The sequence below is a fragment of the Kibdelosporangium philippinense genome (assembly GCF_021390435.2).
Taxonomy (GTDB): Bacteria; Actinomycetota; Actinomycetes; order Mycobacteriales; family Pseudonocardiaceae; genus Kibdelosporangium; species Kibdelosporangium philippinense.
Genome location: NZ_JAJVCN010000003.1, coordinates 1,854,105 through 1,874,252, shown reverse-complemented (window position 1 = coordinate 1,874,252; position 20,148 = coordinate 1,854,105). Strand labels below are relative to the sequence as shown.

The following is a 20,148-nucleotide window of genomic DNA, read 5'->3' as shown; positions in this document are numbered from 1 at the left end:
GCAACGATCAATAGCCGGTCAGCGTCGATTCAGATGATGAGTGCAGAGCATAAAAATGGATTTCATCCGAGTCAGGTCGCGGTTGCGGCACTGTCCGCTGTCACGGCTGCGATCTTGGGCTCGACACTCGGTGTCGCGGGAACGGTACTGGGTGCCGCAATTGGTGCGATCGTGACGACCGTCGCCGCAGAGCTATACGCCAGATCGATTGACCGAGTTCGTAGCCGAGTTGTTAAGTCGGGAGACGACGAACCGGCCAAGAAAACACGCCGCGTGCGCTGGCAATTACTCGCTGGTGGCACACTCGCCGCATTCGTTGTCGGCATGCTTGTGATCACCGGTATCGAATGGGTTCGTGGTGAACCACTTTCCGGTGACGCTAAGACTACGATTGGTGGCGTTCTGCAGCCATCAGATCACGGCCAGCAAAAATCAACTTCGCCGAAAATGACGCCGCCGCCACCAACGGTCACAGTTACCGAAACACCGTCACCACCGTCGATCACAACCACGACGACACCGCCGCCAACTTCGGGATCGGGTTCATCGAGTGTGCCGTCGACCTCGGGGTCGGTTACTGATCCGGTTCAGTCGGATACGCCGAGTAAGACGCCGGGCGGGCTGTAAAGCGCTCTGTTCAGGCATGATTACAGAACGTACATCTTTTGTGTGATTTGGAACACAATTTCGCCCTGTTCGGGCCATTGTGTAACGCGCACGCGATTCATACGCTCGCTGGCAGAGGGTGACCCGGAAGAGTGATTGCAAGAACACTCGAACAGGTGACGGGGTGAGTCGACCACCCCGTCACCTATTCCTTGAAAGCCCGTGAGCCGGCCCTGCATCCAGCTCACGGGTCCCTGCACCCAAGGAGACGACATGAACCCAAGGAAAACGGCCCGGTTAACCGGAGCCGTCCTCATTGCCGCCGCCATGGCTGTGATGCACAGTCTACCCGCGTCCGCGGCATCTTCGGGTGGCACTTCTACAACAGATTTGTCAGTTCTTCAGATCGAAGCCGAAAATCCCGGACTGCTCGCGGCGATGAAGCGCGATCTCGGTGTTGACGCAACTGCCGCGAGTGAGCTGCTGGCAACACAGGATGCCGCGCTTGCGACGGAGAATTCGCTGCGTACAGCGTTGGGTGAGAGCTTCGGTGGTGCGTACTTCGACGCAGCCACAAGGAAATTGGTCGTCGGTGTGACCGACGCGAGCAAACTCGGGACTGTGCGAGCCACTGGCGCGACCGCCAAATTGGTGGCTCAGAGTGCGGCCCAGTTGGACTCTGCGGTTGCCCGCCTAAACGCCCGAGAAGGCAGCGCACCGTCCACGGTGACCGGTTGGTACGCCGACACTGTGACCAACGAGATAGTCGTGACGGCCGTTCCTGGCACCGCTGAAGCCGCGAAATCCTTTGCGGGTTCCAACGTTCGGGTGAAAGAAGAGGCAGCGCCACAGACGTTCGTGAAGGGCGGCGACGCCTACTCGGTCGGCAGCTCGCGCTGTTCCGTCGGCCTGACTGTGCGCGGCGGCTACGTCACAGCCGGACACTGTGACGTGCTGACCGGAAGCGGCCAGCCCAACAACGGCACCTGGGGCGGCTCGTCCTTCCCGGGCAACGACTACGCGTGGGTGCGCACCAACGCCGGTGTCACGCTCGAGCCACGGGTCGGCAACGTGACGGTCCGCGGGGCGACTTCAGCCGCGACCGGCGCGCAGGTGTGCAAGGCAGGCTCGACCACCGGTTGGACCTGCGGCACGGTTGGCTCCAAGAACCAGACCGTCCGTTACCCGCAGGGCACGGTGACCGGCCTGACCGCGTCGAACGTGCGCTGCCAGCCCGGTGACTCAGGCGGCGGCTTCATCACCCCAGCCGGACAGGGCCAGGGTGTTGTCTCCGGTGGCAACACGGCAACGTGCTACTTCAACCCGCTCGGCGAGATCCTGTCGGTTTACGGCCTGAGCTTGCTCACGGGCTGACCAGCTGGGATTTCAAGAGGCTGGCGGCGGCGCGCGGGTCTTCCGCTTCGGTGATCGCGCGCACGACCACCGCACGGGACGCGCCCGCTGCCAGCACCTCGGGCATCCGGTCCGCGTCGATACCGCCGATGGCGAACCACGGCCTTGCCGTGTTCTCCTCGGCGGTTCGGCGTACCAGGTCAAGACCGGGTGCGGGCCTGCCTGGTTTGGTCGGTGTCGGCCAGCACGGCCCGGTGCAGAAGTAGTCGACGCCCTGTTCCACAGCGGCCGCGCGAGCCTGGTCGACGTCGTGCGTCGAGCGGCCGATGATCATTTCCTCGCCGACGATCCGGCGGGCGTACTTCACCGGCAGGTCGTCCTGGCCGAGGTGCAGCACGTCCGCGCCGACCGTGGCCGCGATGTCCGCCCGGTCGTTGACCGACAGCAGCGCGCCGTGCTTGGCGCACACTCCGGCCATCTCTTCGAGGGCCTTGATCTCCTGACGCGCTTCGAGGTTTTTCGCGCGCAGCTGCACGATGTCCACGCCGCCCGCGAGCGCCGCGTCCACGAAGTCCGCCAGGTCGTCGCGCATGTCGGTGCACAGGTAGAGCCGTGCGTCGGCCAGCTTGCGCCTGAGGTCTGTCCCACTGAGTCCGGGCATACCTTGATTTCTACGCTATTCTTGAGACCGGTCCGCACGGGAGTCTGGCGAAACCAGGCTGAGAGGGAGCTTGTTGAGCTCCGACCGTCGAACCTGATCCGGGTCATGCCGGCGCAGGGAGCGTGTTGTGGTCAAAGGAAAGATCGTAGTCGTCGGGGCAGGCGTCATCGGCCTGTCGGTCGCGTGGCGTGCCCAAAATTCCGGATGGCGGACTGTTGTGGTTGACCCGCAACCGTGTTCGGGCGCCTCATGGGTCGCTGGCGGCATGCTCGCGCCGACAACCGAGGCATGGCCGGGTGAAGAACCGTTGCTGGAGCTGGGTGAGGCGTCGTTACGGGCCTGGCCGGAGTTCGCGGCCGAACTCGGTGACGTCGGGCTGCGGCGGGAGGGCACGGTGGTCGCGGCGTTCGACTCGGCCGACGCCGACCAGCTCACCATTCTGGCCGAGCACCTGGACGGCATCGGGCGAAAAGTCGATCGGCTGACCGGGCCGGAACTCCGCAGAATGGAACCGACCCTGTCCACGTCGGTCCGCAGTGGACTCTCGGTGCCCGGTGATCTGGCCGTGGACAACCGGAAGCTGCTCGAGATCCTCAGGTCGAAGGTGGAATTCCTCCATGCGGAAGTGAAAGCGGTCCGGCCGGGTGCCGTCGAGCTCGAAGACTCCACTGTGGACTGCGATGCGGTCGTGATCGCGGCCGGTGCGTGGAGCCGGAATCTGCACCCGCGGCTGAACTCGTTGATACGACCGGTGAAAGGCGAGATCCTGCGCCTCAAACCCGGCCGTGGCGCGCTGCCGCTCGGCCGGACCATCCGTGCCTTGGTGGAATCACGACCGGTGTATCTCGTTCCCCGGGACACTGGCGAAGTCGTCCTCGGTGCGACGCAGTACGAAGCCGGATACGACACGGAAGTCGCGGTGAAGGGGGTCCGGGATCTGTTGCTGGACGCCGAACGCGTGGTGCCGGGCATCTCCGAGTACATCCTCGTGGAAAGTGCCGCGGGCGTACGAGCGTCGAGTCTGGACAACCTGCCGTTGATCGACTGGCTGGAGCCCGGCGTCATGGTGGCGAGCGGACATCACCGCAATGGCCTATTGCTCGCCCCGATCACCGCGGACGCGGTCGTGGCATTGCTCAACGAAGATCCGGTCCCTGAAGCGGCTCTTGTGGCCAGATTGGAGTCACGACGATGAAGGCGCGCGTCAATGGTGTCGAACGTGAGCTGACCGACGGCGCGACGGTCACGGATGTCCTGCGGCTGCTGGAGATCGCAGGAAACGGTGTCGCCGTCGCGGTGAACGGTGAAGTCGTGCCCCGCGCCCACCACCAGCAGACCGTGGTCGGTGAAGGCGCTGAAGTCGAAGTGCTGACCGCAGTGCAAGGAGGGTGACATGGACGATCCGTTCGTCCTCGCCGGCCGGGAGTACTCGTCCCGGCTGATCATGGGAACCGGTGGCGTGGCCAACCTCGCCATCCTTGAACGAGCTCTTGTCGCATCCGGTACCGAGCTGACGACCGTCGCGATGCGACGCGTCGACGCGGGCGGCGGAACGGGCGTGCTGGAGACATTGCGGCGACTGGGAATCGATCCGCTGCCGAACACCGCGGGCTGTCGGACGGCCGCGGAAGCCGTGCTGACCGCGCGGCTCGCGCGGGAAGCGTTGGACACCAACTGGGTCAAGGTCGAAGTGGTAGCCGATGATCGGACGTTATTGCCCGATCCCGTTGAGCTGCTTGATGCCGTGCGGCAACTCGTCGCCGACGGATTCGTGGCCCTCGCGTACACCAATGACGATCCCGTGCTGGCCTTGCGGCTGGAGGAAGCCGGTGCGGCAGCGGTGATGCCGCTCGGTTCACCGATCGGAACCGGTCTGGGCATCAGAAATCCGCACAACATCGAACTGATCGTTGCCAGGGCGTCGGTTCCGGTCGTGCTCGACGCGGGTATCGGCACCGCGTCGGACGCCGCACTGGCCATGGAACTGGGCTGTGACGCGGTAATGCTCGCAACCGCCGTCACCCGGGCGAGCGATCCCGAAAAGATGGCCGCGGCCATGCGCAGCGGTGTTATCGCAGGTAGATTGGCGCGCTCGGCGGGGCGTATACCGCAACGGTTCTGGGCACAGGCATCCAGCCCTCCTCGGTAACCCAAGGCGAAACAGTCATTATTGTCCGATGCACCTTTCTCCAAGGGAGGGCAACGTGACGCCTTCGGCTGCTGAGGACGTGCCCGCTCGGCTCTATCTCGCGATCGGCCGGCTGTCTCGGTCGCTCCGCCGCAGTGGCACGCAAGGGCTCGGACACGGCTCCATTTCCGCGCTGTCGACATTGGTCGGCTGCGGCGAGATGCGGCTCGGCGATCTGGCGAACAAGGAAGGCGTTGCCGCGCCGACCATGTCGCGGATCGTCGCCGCGCTCGTCGAAGCCAAGTACGTGCAGCGCGAACCGGATCCGGTCGACCGGCGGGCGTGGCTGGTCAAGGCCACGCCGGACGGCGAGCGAATGGTCTCCGGGCTGCGCTCGACCCGCGTGCAGGAACTGCGCAGGCGGATCGAGCGTTTGCCGGAAGCCAAACAGGTCCAGTTGATCAGTGCCATCCCAGTGCTTGAGGAACTCCTCACCGAGGAATAAGCGCTGGCAGCGGTCTTCTGGCGCGGTCACACAAGATCGAGTTGCAACGATTCACTCGCGGGCGGCGCGCAACTCGGCGATCTCCGCGCGCAGCGCCCTGATCTCACTGAGCAGCAACTCGTCCGACGCCTTCTGCTCGGCGGCGTGCTTCTCCTCGGCCTCGACCAGTTCCTCGGTCATGCCCCGGTCCATCCCGTTGACCACGACCGCGATGAACATGTTCAGCACGGCGAAGCTGGACACGATGATGTACGTGACGAAGAAGATCCACGCCATCGGCGCCTTGGCCATCAGCTCCCGCGCGATGTCCGGCCAGCCCTCGCCGGTCATGATCTGGAACAGCGTGAACAGGGTCGTGCCCATGTCGGCGAAGTGCTCTGGCTGCAAGTGCTGGAACAGCTTCGTGGCCATCACACCGGCGACGTAGAGGATCAACGCGAGCAGCGCCGCGATCGACGCCATCCCGGGCACCGCGAGCAGCAAGCCGCTGACCACGCGCCGCATCGACGGCACGACCGAGATCAGCCGCAGCACCCGCAGGATCCGCAGCGCGCGCAGCACGGAGAACTCGCCGGTCGCCGGCACCACCGCGATGCCGATGATGATCAGGTCGAAGATGTTCCACGAGTCTTTGAAGAACGCCCAGCCGAACGCGTAGACCCGCAGCAGGATCTCCACGACGAAGATCACCAGCGCGGTCCGGTCGGCGAAGTGCAGCACGGTGCCGTACTCGGCGACGATCCCCGGTGAGGTCTCGAAGCCGAGCGTGACCGCGTTGAACACGATCACGCCGATGATGAAGCGCTGGAAGGCCTTGTGCGTCACCAAGGTGTGCACTTGTTCCCGAGAGATCACGGAGCAGAAGGGTAGGGGAAGCGGCCGGTGCCCGCCGGGAGCGTAGTTGCGGATACGACTCGGTGAACTCCAGCTGAAGACAGCGACCACGGCCCTGAATCGGCCGACCAGCCGAATTAGATTGATCTATCTGGGGTTCGCGCTGGGGAGGCGTCGGTGGATCTGGATCTGTGGGCACTCATTCTCTCGATAGTCGGTATCGGCGTTCCCGTCTTCGCGTTCATGTGGGAGTTCGTCTTCGTCGGGCGCAAACGGCTCGGCTACCGCGTGCAGATGGACACCACCGCGACCGACGAGGTCAAGTCGGACAAGCTGAGCACAACGCTCGCCGGGGTGCTCTCGGACATGAAGCGGGAGAACGGCACCGAGCTGGTGAACCCGTCGTTCGTCCTCGTCAAGATCGAGAACGACGGCGCGACCACCATCGGTTCCGCCGACTACCAGGTGATTCCCGAGGTCAAGGCGGGGATCCGGATCCTGTTCCCGAACCGGACGGTCGCCGGGCTCGTGGTGACCGAGCTCAGCCAGTCGACGCTGCGGCAGAACTTCCAGGAGGGAAGCGGACTCGACAGCCGCAACACCCTCAACGGCGCCGAGCAGAAAGTCGGCGTCGTCGACCTGCCGCGAGTGCCGTTGAACCGCAACGACCACTACAAGGTCCTTGTCGTGCTGGAGAACGGCACTGGCGACGAGGCGCTGGAGAAGCCCAAGGTCGAGGTGGGCATCCTCGGCGGGCACGTGAAGGAGACCGAGTCGGGCACCGGGATGTCCCGCCGGACCGGCGCGCTGCTGGTCTTCCTGACCGTGGTGATCCTCGGGCTGGGCCTGTTCACCGTGTTCAACGAGGACACGCCGCTGGACTGCGCGACCGGTGCGGTCACGCTGACCGGGTCGACCGCGATCGAATCGGTCATGCGGGAAGCCGGTGACATGTACGCGAAGACATGCCCTGGCGCCAGTTTCGCGTTCTCCTTCCAGGGCAGCTCGGCCGGTCTGACCTCCTTGCAGGACGCCGGTGACCAGCTCAAGGCCTCGCCGCCGGTGCTCGCGTTCTCCGATGGCGCCAAGGCGGATCTGCAGCCGCAACTTTTGCCGAGACCGGTCGCGTTCATGCTGTTCACCCTCGTGGTCAACAAGGACGCGGGCGTCAGCGACCTGAGTATCGACCAGGTTCGGCGGCTCTACGACGGGCAGATCGCGAACTGGCAGGAGATCGGCGGCAACGACGTGCCGGTCACGTTGATCAGCCGCAAACCCGGATCGGGCACCAGAACCACGTTCCAGCACCAGATCCTGCAGGGCAAACGGGAACCCGCGACCAACTCCGACAACTGCCGGACCCGCGACAACGGCGGCGCCCCGGGGATCGTGCGATGCGAACGGGACCGTACCGACGATCTGCTGAACGGTGTGGCCACGGTTCGCGGCGCCTTGGGATACGCCGAACTCGGCGCGGCCATAAGGCGAACCGACCTGGTGGTCGTACGGATGGACGGCCAGAAGGCAACGCTGGACGCGGCAACGCATGGCGCGTACCCGTTCTGGGAGACCGAGTTCGCGTACACCTACCAGGAGCCCAAGGCGGACTCACTGGCCGCGAGTTTCCTGCGCTACCTGACCAACCAGGTCGGCAAGGACATCATTCGCTCACACGGCAACAGGCCCTGCGACGAGTTGCAGAACCCGGTGCTGTGCAAGCCGGTCTAAACCTCCTCTTGGGACAACCGCCAGAAGGGTGACACCGGGCCGTGGCCTTTACCGAGCGGGTACGAATTTTGTACTGACCGCACGATGAACCGTTTGCCGAAAGCGACCGCTTCCGGCACCGGAAGGCCACGAGCCAGTGCCGAGGAGATGGACGATGCCAGCGTGTCGCCGCTGCCGTGGGTGTTGCCTGTGTCGAAGCGCGGTCCGGGCAGCTCGTGGAAGGTTGAGCCGTCATACAGCAGATCCACGCAGTCGTCCACGTTTTTCATGTGACCCGCTTTGACGACAACCCATTCGGGCCCGTAGTCGAACAACGCTTTGGCCGCGTCGCGTTGGGTGGCCATGTCGGTCACCTCGATGCCCGTCAGCAGACGGACTTCGTCGAGGTTCGGCGTGATCACGGTGGCACGCGGGAACAACTCCGACCGCAATGCGTCCAATGCATTGTCCTGCAGCAACTGGTCGCCGCCCATCGAGGCGGAAACCGGGTCGACGACGAACGGAATGCCGCCGCCCCGGCCGATCCCGACCCGGTCGGCCGCACCGGCGATGGCCACGATGATGTCCGCGTTCGCCAGCATCCCGGTCTTCGCCGCGCCGATCCCGATGTCCACCGCGACCGCCTCGATCTGGGCGGCGACGACATCCGGCGGGATCTCGACGATTCCGGTGACACCAATGGAGTTCTGCACGGTCACCGCGGTCACGGCGGTGAGTCCGTGCACGCCGCAGGCGAACAGCGTGCGCAGATCGGCTTGAATGCCCGCACCACCGCCGGAATCACTTCCGGCGATGGTGAGGACGGTAGGAGGAGTCATCAATCAACCACTGGTAGATAGACCTTGTTGCCCTGCTCGGCGAACTCTTGTGACATCTCGTTCATCCCGGCCTCAATGGCGTCCACTGAGGACAGGTTGTGTTCCTCGGCGTACTTGCGCACGTCCTGGGTGATCTTCATCGAGCAGAACTTCGGCCCGCACATCGAGCAGAAATGCGCGGTCTTCGCGGGTTCCGCCGGCAGGGTCTCGTCGTGGTACGACCGTGCCGTGTCCGGGTCGAGTGACAGGTTGAACTGGTCGACCCAGCGGAACTCGAAGCGTGCCTTGGACAACGCGTCGTCCCACTCCTGCGCGCCGGGGTGGCCCTTGGCCAGGTCGGCCGAGTGCGCCGCGATCTTGTACGTGATCACGCCGACCTTCACGTCGTCCCGGTTGGGCAGTCCGAGGTGCTCCTTCGGGGTGACGTAACAGAGCATCGCGGTCCCGGCCCAGCCGATCTGCGCCGCGCCGATGGCCGAGGTGATGTGGTCGTACGCGGGCGCGATGTCGGTCGCGAGCGGGCCGAGGGTGTAGAACGGCGCCTCGCCGCACCACTCCTCTTCCAGCTTCACGTTCTCGATGATCTTGTGCATCGGCACGTGGCCGGGGCCTTCGATCATCACCTGGACGTCCTTGGCGCGCGCGATGTGCGTGAGCTCGCCGAGTGTACGCAGTTCAGCGAACTGCGCTTCGTCATTGGCATCCGCGATCGACCCGGGCCGCAACCCGTCGCCAAGTGAGAAAGTCACGTCGTAGGTGCGCAGGATGTCGCACAGCTCTTCGAAGTGCGTGTACAGGAAGCTTTCCTTGTGGTGCGCGAGGCACCAGGCTGCCATGATCGAGCCGCCACGCGACACGATTCCGGTGACGCGTTTGGCGGTCAGCGGGACATACCGCAACAGCACGCCAGCGTGGACAGTCATGTAGTCCACACCTTGCTCGCACTGTTCGATGACGGTGTCCTTGTAGACACTCCAGTTCAGCTTGGCCGGATCGCCGTTGACCTTCTCGAGTGCCTGGTACATCGGCACAGTGCCGATCGGGACCGGCGAGTTGCGCATGATCCACTCGCGCGTCTCGTGGATCCGCTTGCCAGTGGACAAGTCCATGATGGTGTCCGCGCCCCACCTGGACGCCCAGACCATCTTGTCCACCTCGTCCTCGATGGACGAGGACACCGCGGAGTTGCCGATGTTCGCGTTCACCTTGACAAGGAACCGCTTGCCGATGATCGCGGGCTCGGACTCGGGGTGCTTGCGGTTGACCGGGATGACGGCCCGGCCAATGGCAACCTCCGAACGGACGAATTCCGGGTCCATCTTTTCCCGTGCGGCCACGAACCGCATCTCGTTGGTGATGATCCCGGCCTTGGCGTACGCCAATTGGGTCACCGCGCCGTTGATCGGTTCGAGTGCCCAGCTCTCCCGGAGCTTGGGGAGTCCACTGTGGACGTCAATGGTCGCTGAGGTGTCGGTGTACGGGCCAGAGGTGTCGTAGAGGTCGACGTGTTCGCCGTTGGTCAGTTCCACCCTGCGGAAGGGCACCTTGATACCGTCACCGATATCGCGGTATTCCTTGTGCGAGCCGGAGATCGGCCCGGTTGTGATGGTCGGCTGGACAGTGCGGTCTTCGAGCGCTGTCATGAACGCCTTCCTTCCCTACGCCGGCATTACCCGGTCAGGTTCATGCGGTCGGCGGCGCCTGGTCCTCAATGGACACCAAGCCGCCCTCTCAGCCCGCCTAGGCGCGAGCTCCCGCGACGTTTGGTAAATCTTCTCGACGATAACCACGATGACCGCGCGTTGCCAAGACAACTGGCGTACCGTTTCGCTGTGACGTCCGCACCGGGCCTGCGGCAGCTGGCCAGACCCGACGCGGTCGAGCCATGCGCTGACTGCGGTGAATTCGCCGGCCGTGGTTACCCACAGTGCTCGGCGTGTGAGGACTTCGTCGACCGGTACTGGGCGGCTGACTGGCTCAACGCGCTGGCAGGAACCCCCGCGGACCTGATTTCGGCGGTGCTGACCGACGACGGCGACACGTATCCCTGGACCTGTCTGGACTGGGCTTTGCGGCTGTCGAACTGCGCGGGCTGCGGGCGTGAGGCCACGACCGGGGAAATCGAATGCGCGTACTGCGCCATCGCGGAGGAGAAGCGATGGATGGCAGGCGGCGACATGACCCCGAACGAGACGTTGTTACGACAGGCCCGGGTGGTCCTGCGGGCGCCGCACCGGCACCGGGCCTCACAGGTCGCTTACTGGCGTCTGGTGCTGCCGTTCCTGCTGACCGGCCACTGCTTCACCCCTCGGCAAGCGCAGCGGTTGCGCTCGTTCTTGATCGCTGGCCGATATGAGGAGCTGGCCGTCAGCACCTCGTACGACGAGCTGGCGTCCCTGCCCGACCTGCCGTGGCGGCAGAATACGGTCGTGGCATGAAGATCGGATTCGGCGCCCCGGTCGCGGGCGCGTGGGCGACGGCCGCGAACGTGGCGCGGTTCGCCGAGTCAGCGGAAAAGCTGGGCTACTCCTCGCTGTGGACGTTCCACCGGCTCCTGGTCCCGGCCGAGCACGGCCTGGACGCGGTGTACCGCAGCGTCCTCGACCCGACCGTGGCCATGTCCTTCATGGCCGCGCGGACCTCGACGATCCGGCTGGGCGTCGCGTTGATCAACTTTCCGTTCGCGTCGCCCGCTTATGTGGCCAAGCAGTTCTCGACGCTGGACCTGTTGTCCGGTGGACGCGTCGATCTTGGGCTTGGTGCGGGGTGGCTGCCGGACGAGTTCGTCGCTTCGGGTGCTTCGATGGAGCGTCGCGGTGCTCGGACCGTGGAGTACGTGCAGGTCCTGCGTACTTTGTTCGCGGACGAGGTGAGCAGCTTCGACGGCGAGTTCTACACCGTGCCGCCGTCACGGATGGACCCGAAGCCCGTGCAGAAGCCTGGGCCGCCGGTGCTGCTCGGCGGTGCCGTGCCCGCGGCTTTGAAGCGTGCCGGGCGGATCGCCGACGGCTGGATGTCCCGTAGCGCCACCAACTTGGACGAGATCGCCGCGCAGATCGCCATCGTTCGCGCGGGTGCGGCCGAGGCAGGCAAGGATCCGGCCGGGGTGCGCGTCGTGGTTCGTGGCGTAGTGCGGCCTGGCGAGCGCGTTGGGCGCCTTTCCGGGTCCTACTCGCAGATCCGCGCCGACGCCGAATGGCTTGGCGAGCAGGGCGTCACAGAGCTGTTCTACGACCTCAACTGGGACCCGCGGATCGGCAACCCGGACGCATCAGTCCATACCGCCACCGAGACCGCCCACGACCTCCTCGAAGCCCTAAAACCCTCGTGAGCGGTTATCCATGTTCTAACCCGGATAACCACTCACGAGGTCTTTTTAGTCTTGGAAGGGGTCTGGTTCCGTTGCCGGATCCCACGACAGGCCGGGCACGCCCCATCCGTTGCTCTTGAGCATCTTCTTGGACTGCTTGGCATAGCGGCCGACGAGCCGGTCGAGGTACAGCAGGCCGTCGAGGTGGTCGGTCTCGTGCTGAAGGCAGCGGGCGAAGAACCCGGTGCCTTCGACCGTGATCTCGGAGCCGTCCACGTCCTGGCCGGTCACGCGGGCCCACGAGGCCCGGCCGGTCGGGTACGTCTCGCCGGGCACCGACAGGCAGCCTTCGAAGTCGTGATCAGGGTCCGGCATGGTTTCTGGGCGCTCGGAGGTCTCCAACACCGGGTTGACCACGAGGCCGCGGTGGCGCACGCCCTCGTCGTCCGGGCAGTCGTAGACGAACACGCGCAGCGGGATGCCGATCTGGTTGGCCGCGAGGCCGACACCGTTCGCGGCCGCCATCGTCTCGAACATGTCTTCGACGAGCTGCTGAAGTTCAGCGTCGAATGTGGCAACTTTGTCGGTGGGGGTGTGTAGAACAGGGTCACCGACGACGCGGATCGGGTGTACGGCCATGGCAGGCACTCTATCCAGGGCCGACTGCCCGATCCGGACGCGCCGGGTGACATGGCCAACAGTGGACGGCGGGGGCGTGATGTAATGGCACGGCGGAAATCACATACGTGTGATTCCCCCGACGGGCACGGGATTCCTGACCGCGAACCGAGGAGCCGGATGGACGCCGCAGAGGCACTGGTCCCCGAGGGCGGGCCGCACGACGGCTTGACCGATCGGGAACGGGTGGTCCTCGCCTTCGAGCGCCAGTGGTGGAAGTACGCGGGCGCGAAGGACCAGGCGATCAGGGAGATCTTCGGGATCTCACCCACCCGTTACTACCAGTTGGTCAATGACCTGATCGAAAAGCACGAGGCCCTGATGGCCGACCCGCTGCTGGTGAAACGCCTTCGCAGGCTGCGCAGTGGTCGCGTCCGGGTCCGTGGAGCACGAAGGCTGGGTGTCGAGCGCACATGACTAACCCCGAGCAGGCAGGACCGACCCGGCCAGCTCGCCTGGCCGGTCTCGGCCTGATCGCGCTCGCCCTGATCGCGTTGGTGATCGGACTCATCCAACTGCTCGGGGGCGGTGATTCCGACCAGGCGGCACCGCCGCCCGCGTCCTCCGAATCGCAACCGCCGCCGCCTCCGCCTTCGGAGACGCCAACGACCCCGCCGCCCGCACCCCCGACGACGGGCACGACGACCACGCCGCCCCCGGCCACCACGACCAGTTCGACACCGCCACCGGCACCGCCGACGCAGGCGCCGAACCGCTCAGAGCCGGTGCGTGTCTACAACAACAGCTTCATCGAAGGCTTGGCTGAGCGTGCGGCCAATGACTTCCGTGCAGGCGGTTGGAACGTGGTCGACACGGGCCCGCACCAGGGCAAGGTTCCGGTCACGACGGTCTACTACCGGCCAGGGACGGCCGAGGAGGCGCAGGCCAAGGAGCTCGCGCAGCAGTTCGGCCTGCGTCCGGAGCCACGGTTCGAAGGCATCAAGGACGCGTCGCCGGGCATCATCGTGATCGTCACCCGCGAGTACAACCCGAAGTCCAAGTAAGAATCCCCTGCTCAGCAGGCCCGTGGAACACGCACGCCCAGGTAACGTTGTTAATAGGTGCAACGGTGTAATCACTTGGGCGGGTGGTAGCGGTGGACGAGTACTCCAAGACGGTTATCTCCGTCGCCAAATCGGTGACACCGCACGTGGCCAGCGTGCGGCTGGAAAACGGCAGCGGCTCGGCCGTGGTGTTCGAAAACGGTCGTTTGCTGACAAACGCGCACGTCGTCGCGAACGCGAGACGTGGTACCGCCACGTTCGCGGACGGTAGCGACGCGTCCTTCGAAGTCGTCGGGGTCGACCCGCTGTCGGACCTCGCGGTGCTGAGCGCGCGCGGCGAAATCCCGCCACCAGCGACTTTGGGCAACGCCGACAATCTGGAAGTCGGTCAGCTCGTGGTCGCGGTCGGCAACCCGCTCGGGCTCAACGGCTCGGTGACCGCGGGCGTGGTCAGTGCACTCGGCCGGGCTCTGCCGGTCCGGCAAGGCAAGGCAGGTCGCGTGATCGAGGACGTGATCCAGACCGACGCGGCACTGAACCCCGGCAACTCCGGCGGCGCGCTCGCGGACTCCGATGGCCGTGTGGTCGGGATCAACACGGCGGTCGCCGGATTCGGCCTCGGCCTGGCAGTCCCGGTGAACGTGACGACCATGCGGATCGTGCAGACCCTGATCGCCGACGGCCGAGTCCGCCGGGCGTATCTGGGCCTGGTCAGCATGCCCGCGCCACTGCCCGACGAAGTGGCCGAACGGACCGGTCAGAAGGCAGGCCTGCGGGTGGTCGAGGTCGTGACGGGCAGCCCAGCGCACAAGGCCGGGCTGCACTCGGGCGACCTCGTGCTCACCGTCGGGCGTAAGCAAGTCAGTGACGCGCAAGGCATCCAGAAGCAGCTCTTCGCCGACGCGATCGGCGCGGAGCTGCCGGTGACGGTGTTGCGTGGCGGAGCCATGGTCGACGTCTTCGCGACGCCGACCGAGCTCTCGGTTCGTTAACGCGATTTGGCATAGGCCTCAAGCGAGGCCAACTGGGCTGGGTCGAGGGAAGGCCGGACGGTCTCCCTCGCCTTGTCCAGATGCGCTGCCGTAACCACAGTGGCATCGAGGGATTCACGCATCGCGGTCAACGCGGCCTCGCGGATCAGTGCGGCGCAGTCCGCGGCCGAGTAGCGATCCAGCTTCTCGCCCAACGCATCCAGGTCCACATCATCGGCCAGCGGTGTGTTGCGGGCCGACGAGCGCAGGATCGCGGCACGCGCCTCGCCATCAGGCGGTGGGACGTAGACGATCCGCTCCAACCGTCCGGGCCGCATCAACGCAGGGTCGATCAACTCGGGCCGGTTCGTCGCGCCTACAACGATTACGTCCCGCAACGGTTCCACGCCGTCCAACTCCGTCAGCAGCGCCGCAACCACGCGGTCGCCGACACCGGAGTCGCTGGACTGCCCACGCCGCGGTGCCAATGCGTCGACCTCGTCGAGGAAAATCATGGCTGGCGCGGCTTCCGCGGCCCGGCGGAACAATTCACGCACGGCCCGCTCCGACTCGCCGACCCACTTGTCCATCAGCTCGGCGCCCTTCACGGACATCACGTTCAACCGGCCCGTGCCAGCCAGCGCGCGGATCAGGAACGTCTTACCGCAGCCGGGAGGGCCGTACAGCAGAACCCCGCGTGGAGGCTGAACACCAAGCCGGGCAAACGAATCCGGGTACTGCAGCGGCCACAGCACGGCCTCGGTCAACGACTGCTTGACTTCGGTCATGTCGCCGACGGCGTCCAACGTGAGCCCGCCGGTCTGCAGGTTGTCCGAAGAGGACATCGAAGTCGGCCGGACTGTTTCCAGTGCGCCAACCAAGTCTTGAGAGGAAATCCGTGGCTCAGGCGCTTCCTTCTGCCGCAACGCGGCCCGAACGGAAGCCTCGCGCCTGAGTGCAACCAAGTCAGCCACAACGAACCCCGGAGTCCGGTCCGCGATCGCTCCGAAGTCCACATTGGATTCCATCGGGACATCGCGCATCAGCACGCGCAGCAAATCGGCCCGAGTCTTGCTTGTCGGCAAGGGAAGTGCGAGCTCACGGTCAAGCAATTCCACAGTGCGCAGTCGTGGATCAATGGCCTCAGGGTGCGCGGTCGTGGCTACGATCGCCAGGCGCGGAGTGTTCACCGCGGTCCGCAACGAGTCCAGCACGATCGTCGCCACCGGCGGGGGATTGGTGGCGGGGAGCAGAGCGTCCACATCGGTCACCAGAAGGACAGCGGGAGTGTTCTGCTCGGCCTCGGCGATCGCCGCCCGCACTTTCCCAGCAGCGGCATTTGCTTCCAGGACCGCGATCGAAGGCGCGGCAACCTCGATGATCTTCGCGTCGACCGCGTTCGCGACCGCCCGGACAACGCTGGCCTTGCCGACACCCTCCGGCCCGCTGACCAAGGCGCCAAGACGTGGTGCGGCACCGAGCTTCTTGAGCAGTTCGGGCCGCTGGAAGGCCAATTCCAGCCATTCGGTGAGTTTCCGTGCCGCGTCAACGGCTCCGACCAGATCGGCGACCGGCAGGGGAGCCTCAACCGGCGTCGTGTCGATCGTTTCGGACACGATAACGGCGTCCTCGATGACCGGGCTCTGCGCGGTGACCTGAGTGGACCCTGCAGTGATCTGCGCCGGTTGTGTGGTCCGTGCACCATCCCGCCAGCTGACCACTGTGGACGGAGCAACCGCCACGGCGCCATCGGGATCAGAGGCGGTGATCGTGATCAGCTCATTGGTCCAGGTCATCCCAATAGCTTGGGAAAGCCGCTGCCGTGCCGCGGTCACATCCGCCTCGGGCGGCGGCGCGAGATCCTGCGGCAGCAAGGAGACCGCGTCACCGACCGTGAACACCTTGCCCATCAGAGCCAGCCGCAGGATCTGCGGCGTGACCGCGGTCGTCGCGAGCCTCGACCCGGCGACCGTGATGGACCGTGCGGCGGCCACCATCACCGGCGAGACGACAACCTCGGAACCCTCGACGATGCCAAGGTTGGTCAGCGTGATGTCGTCGAGCAGGGCAACGCCAGGAAGGTTCGCACTCTCCGCAGCCAGCGCGACGCTCGGCCGTGCCCCGATCAGCCGGACCGAATCCCACTGCTGCAGGCCAAGGGCGTCAAGGACTTCCGGATGCAGCCGAACCACACCCCGCCGGGTGTCGATGGCCGACGGGGTCAAGCGCGCGGTCAGCGTGATCTGCGGAGAACTCACGCACGCGAGCCTACGGGTTCCAGCGCTGGGTTGACGATCAAGATGTGCGTGTGCGCGTGCTGCCAGAGCTCCTGGCTGGCGCTGGCCTCCATCAACGCGGACACCCCGCCATGCGTCGGCGCGCCGACCACGATCGCTCGCGCTCCGTGCTGGTCGGCGTACTCGGCGATGAGCCTGCCGATGTCACCGTGGCGCGAGGCACCGTGAAGCACCTGCCCGGTCAGACCCTTCACCCGGTCGAGCTGACGCTGGACCACGGCCTCGGCGGTCTGCGGCTCCTCACCGATCGTGACGGCCTGCTCCTGGACGTGCACCACGTGGACAGTCCGGTTGTGCAGAGTCGCGAGCTTGACCGCGGCATCCACAACAGCGTCGGCCGTCGGCGAGTCGTTGATGGCGGCCACGATCACGTTCTCCTCGACTGCGGCGACAGGAACCTCTTGGGCCTTCTCGGCCTCGGCAAGTTCCTTACGCGCCAACGAAAGGATTCCGATGCCCAGCACCAACGCGCCCGCTCCGATGTAGAACGGGACATGCACGTTCGTGGCCTCGACCAGCTTGCCCGCCACAAACGGCGCCAAACCACCACCGATGAACCGCACGAAGCCATACGCAGCCGACGCGATCGGCCGCTCAACCGGCGACACGCTCATCACAGCCTGAGTGGTGACGGTGTTGTTGATGCCAATGAACACACCGGCCACGATCACCAGTACGACCAGCGCGGGAGGCGAGTCGGTCCAGATCGCGATGCCCAGCATCACCACCGCGAACAACGCCAGGTTCAAGTAGAGAGTGCGGGCGATCCCGAACCGCTGCCGCAACCGTGGCGCACCGAAAACCGAGAAGATCGCGACAAGCAAACCCCAGCCGAAGAACACAAAACCCAGCTCGATCGCGCCAAGTTTCATCGGGAACGGCGCGTACCCAAGCATGGTGAAGAACGCCCAGTTGTAGCACAGAGCAGCCAGTGACAGGATCAGCAAACCCCGGTGCCGCAACGCTTTCAGCGGCGCCGTGATGGACACCTTGTGTGTGGGCTTAGGCGTGGGATCCAGCAGCACGACCGTCGCGATCAACGCGATCGCCATCAACACGGCGACCCCGAAGAACGGTCCACGCCAGCTGACCTCACCCAGCAGCCCGCCAACCAACGGCCCGACCGCGATCCCGAGACCCAGCGCGGTTTCGTAGAGGATGATCGCGCCGACAAACCCGCCCGTCGCCGACGCCACGATCACCGCGAGCGAAGTCGCGATGAACAGCGCGTTCCCCACGCCCCACCCGGCACGGAAACCGACGATCCCGCCAATGCTGTCGGACGCTCCAGCCAGCGCGCTGAACACCACGATGATCGCCAACCCGGTGATCAGGGTCTTCTTCGCGCCGATCCGGCTGGACACCCACCCGGTGATCAGCATGGCGACCGCCGTGATCACGAGGTAGCTGGTGAACAGCAAGGTCACTTGGCTCGGCGTGGCGTTGAGGTCGTGCGAGATAGCGGGCAGGATCGGGTCGACCAACCCGATCCCCATGAACGAAACGACACATGCGAAGGCGACAGCGAACACGGCCTTCGGTTGCTTGAAAAGGGTGGTATCACTGGTCATCTGCTAGACCCCTCAGTGCGTTGATCGCGGGAATCGCGGCGGTCAACGCCTCGTGATGTGCCGGGTCGAGCCTGGCGAGCAGCTCAGCCAGCCGCTCGGCCCGGACCTGCCTGCGGTACGCGACCTGAGCACGCCCCGCCTGAGTGATGTGGACCTGAACAACCCGGCGGTCATGCTCATCGGCAACCCGCTCAACGAACCCGCTGTCCTGCAGCCGCGAGATGAGTTGAGTCATCGCAGGCTGAGACACACCCTCAACGGTCGCCAATTCAGTCAGCCGCCGCGGCCCAGATCGGTCAAGGGCAGCCAGCACGCTGGCGGCGGTGAACGACAGACCGGTCGCCGGGCTGAGCTTGCGGACCAGCCGGACAACGCTCTCCATTGTCGCGGCCAGATCGTCCATACAACTAGTTGTATCACGCACTTATGTATTTACAAGCCCGTCGGACAGTGGCCTTGACCACTGGGTTTGTCAGGCTTTACCGGCCACGAAGAGCGTGCGGCTGCTGTACGCGACGAACGGAAGCCGCTCGTTCAGCTCCCTGAGCTGGGGAAGGTACTGCGCTGTGTTCAACGCCGCGTTAGGGCGGCCATCCGCGCATGCTTATAACGCGACGAAGGCCGGGCGTACGGTCGCCCGGCCTTCGAATTCCTATCTACCCACGCTCGCGGGGTGGTCGCTGCTGACGGCGCAACCCGATCCGGCGCCAGCTGCGGCGCTTCGGCAGCGGGCCGATCACGTGCGGCTGCTGCTCAGGCGGCAAATACGACTGCCACCCGGCGTGTAACGGCTCATCGTTCCCATTCCGGCGGCCACCGATGCGGACCCGGCGCGCCATCCCGGCAACCCGACGACGTAGCGGCGGACGCAGCCCCAACCGCCGCGCCTGGCTGCGGATCGCGCGACGCTCCTGCGGTGGAACGTCCCAAGCCTCAGGATGATTCGCCAACCAGTGCTTCCGGCGCACCGCGTAAGGAATGTGCAGCAAGTAGACGATCAGGAACACGCCAAGCGCCGCGATCGGGAACGTCACCACGGCCGCCGCAAGCATTGTCACGCCAACAAGAACCGGCACGACTATCCGTGGCGGAACCCGCGTCGTCTTCACCGAGAGCGTTGGGATCCGGCTGATCAGCAACGCAGCCACGGCAACCGTCCACACCATCACGACGGTCGGATTCGTCCACCAACCCTCGGCACGGTCGAACTCCAGCCACACGATCATCGGCAGCAGCGCCAGCATTCCACCGGCGGGCGCGGGCACGCCGACGAAGAATTCCTTGGCGTACGGCGGTTGGTTCGTGTCGTCCAACAGGGTGTTGAAGCGTGCCAAGCGAAGGATCATGCACACCGCGAACACCAACGCGAAGATCCAGCCGACTCGGGTTGAGGTCGCTTCGCCGAGTTTCCATTGGTACAGCACGAGTGCGGGCGCCACACCGAATGCGATCGCGTCGGACAACGAGTCGAGCTCCGCGCCCATCTTGCTTGTCGCGTCGAGCAATCGGGCGATCCGGCCGTCCAAACTGTCCAGGATCGCCGCGGCGAAGATCGACGCGAGCACGGCCTCGTAGTTGCCGTGCAAGGCGAATTGCACTGCCGACAGGCCCGCGCACATCGCCAGGACCGTGATCGCGTTGGGCAGTAGTCGCACTCCGGGGGCGGTCCGTGCCGCCATCTGGC

The 20,148-nt window shown here is 65.4% G+C and carries 21 protein-coding genes and 2 riboswitches; of the genes, 12 read left to right on the top strand and 9 right to left on the bottom strand.

Translation table 11 applies throughout. The annotated features are described in order from the left end of the window. Positions 1-33 precede the first annotated feature (33 nt). Entirely contained in the window at positions 34-627 is a 594-nt protein-coding gene (locus tag LWC34_RS40975) for a hypothetical protein (RefSeq protein WP_233730573.1), read from the top strand. A 252-nt stretch (positions 628-879) separates the two neighbouring features. Next, on the top strand, positions 880-1,980 hold the full coding sequence (locus LWC34_RS40970; RefSeq protein ID WP_233730572.1) for a S1 family peptidase: 1,101 nt from the start codon (positions 880-882) through the stop codon (positions 1,978-1,980). On the opposite strand, the gene thiE is transcribed toward LWC34_RS40970, so the two are convergent. Then, positions 1,970-2,620: a thiamine phosphate synthase gene (gene thiE, locus LWC34_RS40965; RefSeq protein ID WP_233730571.1), complete on the bottom strand. Its 651-nt coding sequence runs from the start codon at positions 2,618-2,620 to the stop codon at positions 1,970-1,972. The two genes, LWC34_RS40970 and thiE, sit on opposite strands and share 11 nt — an antisense overlap. Before the next feature lie 26 nt (positions 2,621-2,646). Further along, a riboswitch (TPP riboswitch) is annotated at positions 2,647-2,757 on the top strand. On the opposite strand from thiE, the gene thiO reads away from it, so the two are divergent. The 4 genes from thiO (at position 2,748) to LWC34_RS40945 (ending at position 5,253) form a co-directional block, all read left to right on the top strand. Next, positions 2,748-3,815 carry a glycine oxidase ThiO gene (gene thiO / locus LWC34_RS40960; RefSeq protein WP_233730570.1) on the top strand — a complete coding sequence of 356 codons (1,068 nt, stop codon included), beginning with the start codon at positions 2,748-2,750 and terminating at the stop codon, positions 3,813-3,815. It overlaps the preceding riboswitch by 10 nt. Continuing rightward, positions 3,812-4,012, top strand: a complete 201-nt coding sequence (gene thiS, locus LWC34_RS40955; RefSeq protein WP_233730569.1) for a sulfur carrier protein ThiS — start codon at positions 3,812-3,814, stop codon at positions 4,010-4,012. Before thiO ends, thiS begins: the two co-directional genes overlap by 4 nt. Before the next feature lies 1 nt (position 4,013). Next, positions 4,014-4,769 carry a thiazole synthase gene (locus LWC34_RS40950; RefSeq protein ID WP_033390993.1) on the top strand — a complete coding sequence of 252 codons (756 nt, stop codon included), beginning with the start codon at positions 4,014-4,016 and terminating at the stop codon, positions 4,767-4,769. 55 nt (positions 4,770-4,824) lie between these two features. Continuing rightward, positions 4,825-5,253 carry a MarR family winged helix-turn-helix transcriptional regulator gene (locus tag LWC34_RS40945; RefSeq protein ID WP_233730568.1) on the top strand — a complete coding sequence of 143 codons (429 nt, stop codon included), beginning with the start codon at positions 4,825-4,827 and terminating at the stop codon, positions 5,251-5,253. 51 nt (positions 5,254-5,304) lie between these two features. Here LWC34_RS40945 and LWC34_RS40940 read toward each other — a convergent pair whose 3' ends face one another. After that, a complete protein-coding gene (locus LWC34_RS40940; RefSeq protein ID WP_233730567.1) occupies positions 5,305-6,108 on the bottom strand; it encodes an ion transporter in 804 nt (267 codons plus the stop codon). Positions 6,109-6,264: 156 nt separating this feature from the next. Here LWC34_RS40940 and LWC34_RS40935 point away from each other — a divergent pair, with 156 nt between their 5' ends. Beyond that, on the top strand, positions 6,265-7,815 hold the full coding sequence (locus LWC34_RS40935) for a substrate-binding domain-containing protein (protein WP_233730566.1): 1,551 nt from the start codon (positions 6,265-6,267) through the stop codon (positions 7,813-7,815). On the opposite strand, the gene thiD is transcribed toward LWC34_RS40935, so the two are convergent. Then, positions 7,812-8,633: a bifunctional hydroxymethylpyrimidine kinase/phosphomethylpyrimidine kinase gene (gene thiD, locus LWC34_RS40930; RefSeq protein ID WP_233730565.1), complete on the bottom strand. Its 822-nt coding sequence runs from the start codon at positions 8,631-8,633 to the stop codon at positions 7,812-7,814. The two genes, LWC34_RS40935 and thiD, sit on opposite strands and share 4 nt — an antisense overlap. Further along, complete coding sequence (thiC, locus tag LWC34_RS40925) at positions 8,633-10,276, bottom strand: phosphomethylpyrimidine synthase ThiC (protein WP_233730564.1); 1,644 nt, start codon at positions 10,274-10,276, stop codon at positions 8,633-8,635. The genes thiD and thiC overlap by 1 nt, the downstream gene beginning before the upstream one ends. Further along, positions 10,270-10,401: riboswitch (TPP riboswitch) on the bottom strand. Its footprint overlaps the gene before it by 7 nt. 64 nt (positions 10,402-10,465) lie before the next feature. On the opposite strand from thiC, the gene LWC34_RS40920 reads away from it, so the two are divergent. Together LWC34_RS40920 and LWC34_RS40915 are read left to right on the top strand one after the other, a co-directional pair. After that, complete coding sequence (locus LWC34_RS40920; RefSeq protein WP_233730563.1) at positions 10,466-11,071, top strand: hypothetical protein; 606 nt, start codon at positions 10,466-10,468, stop codon at positions 11,069-11,071. Next, positions 11,068-11,964 (top strand): TIGR03619 family F420-dependent LLM class oxidoreductase, encoded by an 897-nt coding sequence (locus tag LWC34_RS40915; protein WP_233730562.1) that lies wholly within the window; start codon positions 11,068-11,070, stop codon positions 11,962-11,964. Before LWC34_RS40920 ends, LWC34_RS40915 begins: the two co-directional genes overlap by 4 nt. A 45-nt stretch (positions 11,965-12,009) precedes the next feature. On the opposite strand, the gene LWC34_RS40910 is transcribed toward LWC34_RS40915, so the two are convergent. Next, a complete protein-coding gene (locus tag LWC34_RS40910) occupies positions 12,010-12,582 on the bottom strand; it encodes a peptide deformylase (protein ID WP_233730561.1) in 573 nt (190 codons plus the stop codon). Positions 12,583-12,741: 159 nt separating this feature from the next. Between LWC34_RS40910 and LWC34_RS40905 the strand changes: the two genes are divergently transcribed. The 3 genes from LWC34_RS40905 (at position 12,742) to LWC34_RS40895 (ending at position 14,617) form a co-directional block, all read left to right on the top strand. After that, positions 12,742-13,038 (top strand): DUF3263 domain-containing protein, encoded by a 297-nt coding sequence (locus LWC34_RS40905; RefSeq protein WP_233730560.1) that lies wholly within the window; start codon positions 12,742-12,744, stop codon positions 13,036-13,038. Next, on the top strand, positions 13,035-13,625 hold the full coding sequence (locus LWC34_RS40900; protein ID WP_233730559.1) for a LytR C-terminal domain-containing protein: 591 nt from the start codon (positions 13,035-13,037) through the stop codon (positions 13,623-13,625). The genes LWC34_RS40905 and LWC34_RS40900 overlap by 4 nt, the downstream gene beginning before the upstream one ends. A gap of 83 nt (positions 13,626-13,708) precedes the next feature. After that, a complete protein-coding gene (locus LWC34_RS40895) occupies positions 13,709-14,617 on the top strand; it encodes a S1C family serine protease (RefSeq protein WP_233730558.1) in 909 nt (302 codons plus the stop codon). Here the strand turns inward: LWC34_RS40895 and LWC34_RS40890 are convergent. The 4 genes from LWC34_RS40890 to pssA form a co-directional block, all read right to left on the bottom strand. Further along, complete coding sequence (locus tag LWC34_RS40890; RefSeq protein WP_233730557.1) at positions 14,614-16,854, bottom strand: AAA family ATPase; 2,241 nt, start codon at positions 16,852-16,854, stop codon at positions 14,614-14,616. The two genes, LWC34_RS40895 and LWC34_RS40890, sit on opposite strands and share 4 nt — an antisense overlap. After that, positions 16,851-18,464, bottom strand: a complete 1,614-nt coding sequence (locus tag LWC34_RS40885; protein WP_233730556.1) for an MFS transporter — start codon at positions 18,462-18,464, stop codon at positions 16,851-16,853. The genes LWC34_RS40890 and LWC34_RS40885 overlap by 4 nt, the downstream gene beginning before the upstream one ends. After that, positions 18,454-18,867 carry a MarR family winged helix-turn-helix transcriptional regulator gene (locus LWC34_RS40880; protein WP_233730555.1) on the bottom strand — a complete coding sequence of 138 codons (414 nt, stop codon included), beginning with the start codon at positions 18,865-18,867 and terminating at the stop codon, positions 18,454-18,456. The genes LWC34_RS40885 and LWC34_RS40880 overlap by 11 nt, the downstream gene beginning before the upstream one ends. A gap of 253 nt (positions 18,868-19,120) precedes the next feature. After that, positions 19,121-20,143, bottom strand: a complete 1,023-nt coding sequence (pssA, locus tag LWC34_RS40875; protein ID WP_233730554.1) for a CDP-diacylglycerol--serine O-phosphatidyltransferase — start codon at positions 20,141-20,143, stop codon at positions 19,121-19,123. Positions 20,144-20,148 lie beyond the last annotated feature (5 nt).

Bases quoted from the DNA above. Each gene is read 5' to 3' on its own strand.
- thiS (WP_233730569.1), top strand. From the start codon at position 3,812: ATGAAGGCGCGCGTCAATGGTGTCGAACGTGAGCTGACCGACGGCGCG.
- LWC34_RS40950 (WP_033390993.1), top strand. From the start codon at position 4,014: ATGGACGATCCGTTCGTCCTCGCCGGCCGGGAGTACTCGTCCCGGCTG.
- LWC34_RS40880 (WP_233730555.1), bottom strand. From the start codon at position 18,867: ATGGACGATCTGGCCGCGACAATGGAGAGCGTTGTCCGGCTGGTCCGC.
- LWC34_RS40975 (WP_233730573.1), top strand. From the start codon at position 34: ATGATGAGTGCAGAGCATAAAAATGGATTTCATCCGAGTCAGGTCGCG.
- LWC34_RS40900 (WP_233730559.1), top strand. From the start codon at position 13,035: ATGACTAACCCCGAGCAGGCAGGACCGACCCGGCCAGCTCGCCTGGCC.
- LWC34_RS40910 (WP_233730561.1), bottom strand. From the start codon at position 12,582: ATGGCCGTACACCCGATCCGCGTCGTCGGTGACCCTGTTCTACACACC.
- thiC (WP_233730564.1), bottom strand. From the start codon at position 10,276: ATGACAGCGCTCGAAGACCGCACTGTCCAGCCGACCATCACAACCGGG.
- LWC34_RS40885 (WP_233730556.1), bottom strand. From the start codon at position 18,464: ATGACCAGTGATACCACCCTTTTCAAGCAACCGAAGGCCGTGTTCGCT.
- thiD (WP_233730565.1), bottom strand. From the start codon at position 8,633: ATGACTCCTCCTACCGTCCTCACCATCGCCGGAAGTGATTCCGGCGGT.
- thiE (WP_233730571.1), bottom strand. From the start codon at position 2,620: ATGCCCGGACTCAGTGGGACAGACCTCAGGCGCAAGCTGGCCGACGCA.
- pssA (WP_233730554.1), bottom strand. From the start codon at position 20,143: ATGGCGGCACGGACCGCCCCCGGAGTGCGACTACTGCCCAACGCGATC.
- LWC34_RS40915 (WP_233730562.1), top strand. From the start codon at position 11,068: ATGAAGATCGGATTCGGCGCCCCGGTCGCGGGCGCGTGGGCGACGGCC.
- LWC34_RS40970 (WP_233730572.1), top strand. From the start codon at position 880: ATGAACCCAAGGAAAACGGCCCGGTTAACCGGAGCCGTCCTCATTGCC.
- LWC34_RS40905 (WP_233730560.1), top strand. From the start codon at position 12,742: ATGGACGCCGCAGAGGCACTGGTCCCCGAGGGCGGGCCGCACGACGGC.